Source organism: Methylobacterium sp. 190mf (genome assembly GCF_900107945.1).
Lineage (GTDB): Bacteria > Pseudomonadota > Alphaproteobacteria > Rhizobiales > Beijerinckiaceae > Methylobacterium.
In genome coordinates this window covers 1-5,182 of sequence record NZ_FNVI01000065.1, presented here as the reverse complement: position 1 = coordinate 5,182, position 5,182 = coordinate 1, and the positions used below count along the sequence as shown (strand labels likewise).

Sequence of the window (5,182 nt, the reverse complement as noted above, 5' to 3'; positions counted from 1 at the left end):
GGGCAAAATACGCGCTCGCCTTCCTGAGGATCTCGTTGGCCTGCCGGAGCTCGCGGTTCTCCCGCTCCAGCGCCTTGATCCGCTCGCGCTCATCCGTCGTCGGTCCGGCCCGCACGCCCCGGTCGCGCTCGGCCTGACGGACCCACTTGCGCAGCGTTTCGCCAGAGCAACCGATTTTGGCCGCGATCGACTGGATCGCGGCCCATTGCGAACCGTGCTCGCTCTCATGCTCCCGGGCCAGCCGGACTGCCCGCTCGCGAACCTCAGGGGAAAAGGGTGGGGTATGCTTCGTCATGGCTCCAGTCTCTCAAGAGTTGGAGCCTCCGAAAATCCCGGGGCGATTCACAGCTTGCCGTTCTGCTTTTTCGGCGGCCTAGCGGACGAGTTCCGCCGCGGCACGCTCCTTTGCGGCCAGGGCTTCAGCCTCGCGCTCAGCTTCCCCTGCCAAGCGGGCTATGTCCCGCTCGTTGATCCGCACCTCTCGTGCCTGAACGATGGCTTGCCGCGCGGCCTGCCGTGCGAGAACGGCCGGATCATCCAGTGCAGGGCGTGCCCGGAACCGGGCGAGTGTGGCCTGCCGTGCTTTGGCAATTGCCTCAAGACGATCAACAAGCTGGTCTGTTTTGAATTGTCCCACGAACATTCCTTGTGCGCACCACGGCTCAGCCGGGTAGCGAGAAACAGATGAAGCCGCTCCCGAGGGAACGGCTTCGAAGCTCGTCATAGCTAGACGAGTGAGGCTCAAGCGGCCTGAAGGCTGCCGGCGGACTGCTTACCCGTGCGGCGGTCGGATTCCATCTCGTAGGAGACCTTCTGGCCCTCGACGAGGTTGTTCATGCCGGCGCGCTCGACGGCGGAGATGTGGACGAACACGTCCTTGCCGCCGTCATCCGGCTGAATGAAGCCGAAGCCCTTGGTGTCGTTGAACCACTTAACGGTGCCGATGGTCATAGGTATTCCGTATCATTATAGGCAAACAAATAGGTCGAACGCATGGGTCACACGCGCTCGGTCGATAGTCGTCGAAAATGGGAGAGATGCAGAGCGCTCGCCCTGTTGAGGCGATACGGCCGAATGTCTGGCCAAAAGTCGATTTATGATCTGTACGCCATTCGCGGGATAATCACAACCGTAAATCCGATTTGCAAGAAATTGGTTGTCGTTGCCGGTATTCCAGGCCTTGCCGTTACGATTTCTTGGGCACAACCATAGATGATGGGGACTCCCATTTGAGGGTCTGACACCTGAACCATCGGAGTTGCAGATGCCTATCAGCAGGGTGCCGCACGGCGATTTTCGGGAAGGTTTCGCAGTCGGCTTCCAACTTATCCAGGGGACAGCTGTTGCCCCTCCGGCGGCGCCAGCTGAGCCCGATGCGGTCGCCGGTACGACGCGGTTCCTCCTCGGCATCCGAGCCGGAATCGAGGCGGCTGGTGGCAAGCTCTCATAGTCGCGCCCGCGCGCGCCATGAGCCGCCAGCCGAGCGCATCGTCAGCCGGCCAGTTCCTTTTAGAACCGAGCCACAGCCATCGGCCGCGTGACGGACTGAAGCCGTGCGCGGAGCAGCGGAAATCCGTCCGCTTTGCTAACGGCCCTTCCCCGACGCAGACTGGCATCTTTCGGCCATGTCCTGCCGGGGCCAACGGCCCTCAGAGCGTCTCAAATGGGTGGATTTCCGCCGGACCGCTTCCAAGCGGGAAGGCAGAGAAACGGACATCCCCCTTGGATGGCACCTAGCCTCGGTGCAGACAATATCGCACCCTTTTCTGTCTATATATACTCCATACAAAACAAAAAATGGATCCATCTTGAAAGTCTTTACATCTCGAGCATTGAATCTATGACGACTCAACGGTCGATGGCATATGAATTTTATGATTGTAATTATTCCATTATAACAATGAAACATCTGAGCAACAGAGTCAGAATTTGCCCTTTCGTAGACGCTTCCCGGATTGCTTAGCTAGGCAGGGCGCGCAAGTAACGAACGCGAGGAAAGTGTCAGAGACGAGCCCCCTCTTAATTTATATCTATCCTGAGTTGAGTTGAAATGCAGCGTCTAGAAATCCGTGCCACCAGACTTAAGACTGGGCGAGAACTCGGCGTTTGGCTTGCGCTTCTTGGCTCGATTAATGGCATGTCCGGCGCCATCGCACAGGAGGTGCAGCTCGATGAACTCTCGGTAGAAGCGCGAGGGCAGGGACGGAACGTTCCGCTCCCTTCGACCGCGATCGTTGGACTCCCGCCATCCGCATACCCCGGCGGCGTAGTCGGCTCAGGCTCGCGGCTCGGGCTACTCGGCAACCGCAACGTCTTCGATCAGCCCTTCAGCTCGACCAGCTACACGGACAAGCTCATCCGCGATCAGCAGGCTCGCAACGTTCAGGACGTGGTCAACAACGATCCGTCCATCCGCACCAATGTACCGGCCTTCTCCGGCATCCTCGGCTTCTTCATCCGCGGATTTCCGGTCTTCGCCCAGGACATTGCCTTCAACGGGCTGTTCGGCGTGGCCGATGCGTTCAACCCGGCGATCGAGCCGATCGAGCGCGTCGAGGTGCTGCGCGGGCCGTCCACGCTGCTCTCCGGCGTCCCGCCCTTCGGCAATATCGGCGGCATCATCAACCTGATCCCGAAGCGCGCCGGTGAGGAGCCGCTCAACCGCGTCACCCTCGGCTACAGCTCGGACGCCCAGGTCTACAAGGCCGTCGATGTGAGCCGCCGCTTCGGCGACGCGAAGGAGTGGGGCATCCGCTTCAACGGTGCCTTCAACAACGGCAACACCCCGATCGACAATCAGAGCGTACATTTCGGCCTCGCGGCCCTCGCCCTCGACTATCGCGGCGAGCGCCTGCGGGCGAGCCTCGATCTCGGATATCAGGAACTCGACTTCACTTCGCCGCTGCGCAACCGCAACGTGGCGGCAGGCGTACGCATCCCCCGCGCGCCGGACCTGACCCTGAACCAGCAGCAGCCGTGGGAGTATCGCGACAGCGCCAACCAGCAGCTCGCCACGCGGATCGAGTACGACCTCACGCCCGATCTCACCGTCTACGGTGCCTACGGCGCCTCGAACTTCCGGCAGGAGTACTTCGGCGGCGTCCTGACCATCTTCAACGCCCGCGGCGACTATCGCGACCCGGTCAGCTACCTGCCGTTCCACATCGTCAACCAGACGGCGGAGGCGGGACTGCGCGGCACCGTCGAGACTGGACCGATCAAGCACAGCTTCGGCCTAGCCGCGGTCGGGTTCTGGCAGGACCTCGCCCAGCCGCCGGCGCAGAATGCCGGCGCGCCGATCGTCTCGAACCTCTACGCTCCGGTCTATCTCCCCCCACGCTCGACCCTCGGCCTGTCGGATGCGACGCCGCGCACCTCGAGCCGGATCAACCGCAGCATCGCCATCGCCGACACTCTGTCGGTCTTGGACGACCGCGTGCTGCTCACCCTCGGCGGTCGCTGGCAGAGCCTCGACGTGAACTCGTACAACCCAGTCACGGGGTTCCGGACCGGTTCGAGCGAGAGCGGTGCATTCTCACCGGGGATCGGCCTCGTGGTGAAGCCGTGGGAGCGCCTCTCGCTCTACGCCAACTACATCGAGGGCCTGACATCCCCGGCTCCGCCCGTGAACGCCGTCAACGCCACCGCCGCCTTCCCGGCCTTCGTCTCCCGCCAGACTGAGGTCGGCGCCAAGTACGATTTCGGTGCCGTCGGGGTCGGCTTCGCCGCCTTTGAGATTGAGCAGCCGTCCGGCTTCCTCGATGCCCGGACCCTCGTTTTCTCGGTCGACGGGCGCCAGCGCAACAGCGGAGTCGAGCTCACCGTGTTCGGCGAACCGGCGCCGGGCATCCGCGTCCTGGGCGGCGTCAGCCTGCTCGACGGCGTGCAGGTGCGTGCCCAGGATCCTCGCAACATCGGTCGCGTCGCAGTGGGCGTGCCGGACGTGCAGCTCAACCTCTACGGCGAGTACGACCTGCCGCCGGGCTTCATCCCAGGCCTGACGGTCACCGGCCGGGTGATCTACACGTCGGCCCAGTACTACGACCTAGCCAACAGCCAGAAGATCCCGGATTGGGCGACTCTCGATGTCGGCCTACGCTACGCTACCACATTCCAGGACCGCCCGCTGACGCTTCGGGCGAACGTCGTCAACGCAACCGGCAACAACTACTGGGCGTCGACAGGTCGAGGCATCCTGAGCCAGGGCACGCCGCGGACGTTCCTGCTCTCGGCATCAATCGATTTTTGACGATGAGGTTGTCTTAACGGCGGCTTTCGGAAAACCCTGAAAACGACCTCAGCATCCGACATGGGTCGATAGGAGGATGGCCGCTCAGGGTGGTTTCCTGCCCGTCCTGTGTGGATGGCTCCCGCATTGCAAGTGGCAATTGAGCTTCTGACGCGTTGGTCGGGTGCAGTCTTGTGTCCGGCCTGTCGATGCAGTCGTTCATGTTGACCGCTGGCCCTGATGGTATCCGCGAGCTGGGTCCCACTCTGCTTTGCGGGCTATGACGCCCTGGACAGCCGGCGGGGTGTCCCGGCTCCCGGTCTGACCGGTTCGCCATCAACTCTCATCGTCCTCGCAACCTGGAAACGTCTCCTTTGCGTGCTGTCAGGCAGCCCTGGCCGCCGGTGCGCGGTAGGTGCCGCCGCGGGTCATGATCGCCCAGGCGACCCGCGCCGTGCGATTGGCCGCCGCCACGGTCACCACGCGCACCGGCTTACGCTGCAGCAGCGCCGGCAGCCGCGGGTCGACCGAGGTCGGTGTCGTCTTCGCACGCCGGATCAGAGAGGTCATGCCGACTACGAGCAGCCGGCGCAAATAGCGGTCGCCCATGCGCGAGATCCGGCCCAGGCGCTCCTTGCCACCACTGCAGTTCTGCAGCGGTGTCAGGCCCAACGAGGCCGCGAACTGCCGACCGGAGCGGAAGCGTTCGGGCTCGCTCACCGAGGCGGCCAACGCGGTTGCCGAGACGATGCCGACACCCGGGATCGTCGCAAGGCGCTGCGACAGGTCGCTTTCCCGGTACCAGGCCAGCAACTCCTTCTCCAGTCGGGTGAGTTGGATCTGCAAGGCACCGATCTGATCGGCCAACCCGGTCACCTTGCGCTGGGCTAACGGCGGCACCTCGGCCGCGTCTCCGGCCGAGAGCCGGGCCGCCAGTTCGAGCGCGTGCCGCAG

At 63.3% G+C, this 5,182-nt stretch carries 5 protein-coding genes; 1 reads left to right on the top strand and 4 read right to left on the bottom strand.

What is annotated here, in order from left to right; genetic code table 11:
• The 3 genes from C4T42_RS31130 to C4T42_RS31120 form a co-directional block, all read right to left on the bottom strand.
• On the bottom strand, positions 1-295 hold a 295-nt coding region (locus C4T42_RS31130; protein WP_146074035.1), incomplete at its 3' end, for a transposase.
• 78 nt (positions 296-373) lie between these two features.
• Positions 374-637: a DUF6481 family protein gene (locus C4T42_RS31125; protein WP_244603333.1), complete on the bottom strand. Its 264-nt coding sequence runs from the start codon at positions 635-637 to the stop codon at positions 374-376.
• Between the two features lie 104 nt (positions 638-741).
• Positions 742-951 (bottom strand): cold-shock protein, encoded by a 210-nt coding sequence (locus C4T42_RS31120; protein ID WP_020096551.1) that lies wholly within the window; start codon positions 949-951, stop codon positions 742-744.
• Between the two features lie 1,099 nt (positions 952-2,050).
• Here C4T42_RS31120 and C4T42_RS31115 point away from each other — a divergent pair.
• Complete coding sequence (locus C4T42_RS31115; RefSeq protein WP_051123815.1) at positions 2,051-4,249, top strand: TonB-dependent siderophore receptor; 2,199 nt, start codon at positions 2,051-2,053, stop codon at positions 4,247-4,249.
• A 363-nt stretch (positions 4,250-4,612) separates the two neighbouring features.
• Here C4T42_RS31115 and C4T42_RS31110 read toward each other — a convergent pair.
• Positions 4,613-5,182: IS110 family transposase (locus C4T42_RS31110; protein ID WP_107491599.1), on the bottom strand; the 570-nt coding region annotated here is incomplete at its 5' end.